This is a genomic window from Nocardioides sp. (genome assembly GCF_035503875.1).
GTDB lineage: Bacteria > Actinomycetota > Actinomycetes > Propionibacteriales > Nocardioidaceae > Nocardioides.
In genome coordinates, this window is the sequence record NZ_DATJTA010000071.1 from 1 (window position 1) to 2,105 (window position 2,105).

Here is a 2,105-nt window from a genome sequence, read left to right on the forward strand (position 1 = left end):
CGGGTGACGCTGGTCAGCCGGGCGTTCGACCACGACCAGTTCGGGCCGTTCTGCGCCGAGCTGGCCGAGCTGTGCGGCATGGAGATGGTGCTGCCGATGAACACCGGCGCCGAGGCGGTCGAGACCGCGATCAAGGTGGCGCGCAAGTGGGGCTACCTCACCCGCGGGGTGCCCGCCGATCAGGCGATCATCGTGGTGTTCGACGGGAACTTCCACGGGCGGACGACGACGATCGTGTCGTTCTCCTCCGACCCCGACGCGCGCGACGACTTCGGTCCCTACACGCCGGGGTTCGTCTCGGTTCCCTACGGCGACCTGTCCGCGCTGGTGGACGTGTTCGGCCGGTACGGGTCGCGGGTGGTCGGGGTGCTCGTCGAGCCCATCCAGGGCGAGGCAGGGGTGGTCGTGCCGCCGTCCGGGTTCCTGGCCGGGGTGCGGTCGCTGTGCACGTCGGCGGGCGCGCTGATGATCGCCGACGAGATCCAGTCCGGCCTCGGCCGGGTCGGCTCCACCTTCGCGTGCGAGGCCGACGGCGTGGTACCGGACGCCTACCTGCTGGGCAAGGCCCTGGGCGGCGGGATCGTGCCGGTCTCGGCGATGGTCTCCTCCCGGTCGGTGCTTGGCGTGCTCAAGCCGGGGCAGCACGGGTCCACGTTCGGCGGCAACCCGCTCGCGTGCGCGGTCGCGCGCGAGGTCATCGCGATGCTGGGCACCGGCGAGTACCAGCAGCGCTCGAGTGCCCTCGGGTCGGTGCTGCACGCGCGGCTCGAGTCGCTGCCGTCGTCCGCGGTGACGTCGGTGAGCGGACGGGGGCTCTGGGCCGGGGTGACGTTCGCGTCGCTTGACGGGCGCGCGGTCTGCGAGCGGCTCGCCTCGGTCGGCGTGCTTGCCAAGGAGACGCACGGCACCACCATCAGGCTCGCTCCCCCGCTGGTGATCACGGAGGACGAACTCGGCTGGGGCCTCGAGCGCTTCGCCGAGGTGATCGACGCCAGCTAGACATCGCCGGGCTGAGCCTGTCAAGCGGCGGCTGGCCGGTGCCAAACGCCGCTCGGCGCCCGGGCGGCCCGGCCGGCCGAGTTGGCCCTCGGCCGGCCGGGCCGGATCTAGCTCGGCCGGGACCTGGTGCGAATCCAGGTGAAGAACGACAGGGCGGCGCCGGCCGCCGCCGCCAGCGCGCCGCCGTAGAGGTACCACTCGCCGGCCGGGTTGGCCTCGATGATCACGCTGCCGTTCGGCCTCGGCATCGCCAGCACGAACGAGGCGATGAGCCAGCCGAGGGCCGGGAGGATGCCGGCCGCGTAGGTGCGCAGCCCCCAGCCGGCCAGCACGCAGGTCGCGAACAGGATCAGGATGAGGAGGATCGCGATCAGCGGCACCGGGCTCTGGTCGTACTGGAGGCTGCCGATCAGCCCCTGCGCCAGGCCGAGGACGAAGAGCGCCAGGTAGCCCAGGCCGGTAATCAGCGAGCGCTGCGAGGTCCCCATGAGCCTGGAGATTACCGCGTGAAAAGGTCGCGCTGGTACGGTTGCCCGGCCGAGCGCGGGCTGGCCGAGTCGGACGGCCCAAGCAGCGTGTAGTACTCGACGCCGAGCGCCCGCCGGCCGACCTCGTCCGAGAGCGCGTAGAACTGGCCGTCGACGGTGATCTGGGTCTCGTGCGCCTTCATCGCGGCCAGCTTGGCGGGCAGGTACGGCGTCGCGTCGATCTCGGTCGAGACCTGCTCGTCGGGGACGCTGACCGACAGGTCGGCGCTGCGCACGAACCAGGAGTCGTCCGGCAGCTCGACCGCCGCCGCCAGCGCCGAGCGGGGCATCGCGGTGGCGTAGAACGTCGCCGTCGCGCCGGCCAGCTGGTTCGCCCGCCAGGCCACCCGGTGCGCCTGGATGTGATCCGGGTGACCGTAGAAGCCGTTGGCGTCGTAGCTCACGATCACGTCAGGCGCGACCTCCTCGATGACCTTGACCAGGTCGGCGGCGGCCTCCTCGACCGGCGCCTGCCAGAAGCAGCGCGGGTCGTCGTTGTCGGGCAGGCCCATCATCCCGGAGTCCCGGTACTTGCCCTCGCCGCCGAGGAACCGGTGGTCCTCGACGCCGAGCGCGCGG

3 protein-coding genes are annotated in these 2,105 nt (G+C 72.1%); 1 reads left to right on the top strand and 2 read right to left on the bottom strand.

What is annotated here, in order from left to right:
• On the top strand, positions 1–999 hold a 999-nt coding region (gene rocD, locus VMF51_RS16775; protein WP_325475599.1), incomplete at its 5' end, for an ornithine--oxo-acid transaminase.
• A 107-nt stretch (positions 1,000–1,106) separates the two neighbouring features.
• On the opposite strand, the gene VMF51_RS16780 is transcribed toward rocD, so the two are convergent.
• Together VMF51_RS16780 and VMF51_RS16785 are read right to left on the bottom strand one after the other, a co-directional pair.
• Positions 1,107–1,487, bottom strand: a complete 381-nt coding sequence (locus VMF51_RS16780; RefSeq protein ID WP_325475600.1) for a DUF6113 family protein — start codon at positions 1,485–1,487, stop codon at positions 1,107–1,109.
• An 11-nt stretch (positions 1,488–1,498) separates the two neighbouring features.
• Positions 1,499–2,105: PIG-L family deacetylase (locus VMF51_RS16785; RefSeq protein WP_325475601.1), on the bottom strand; the 607-nt coding region annotated here is incomplete at its 5' end.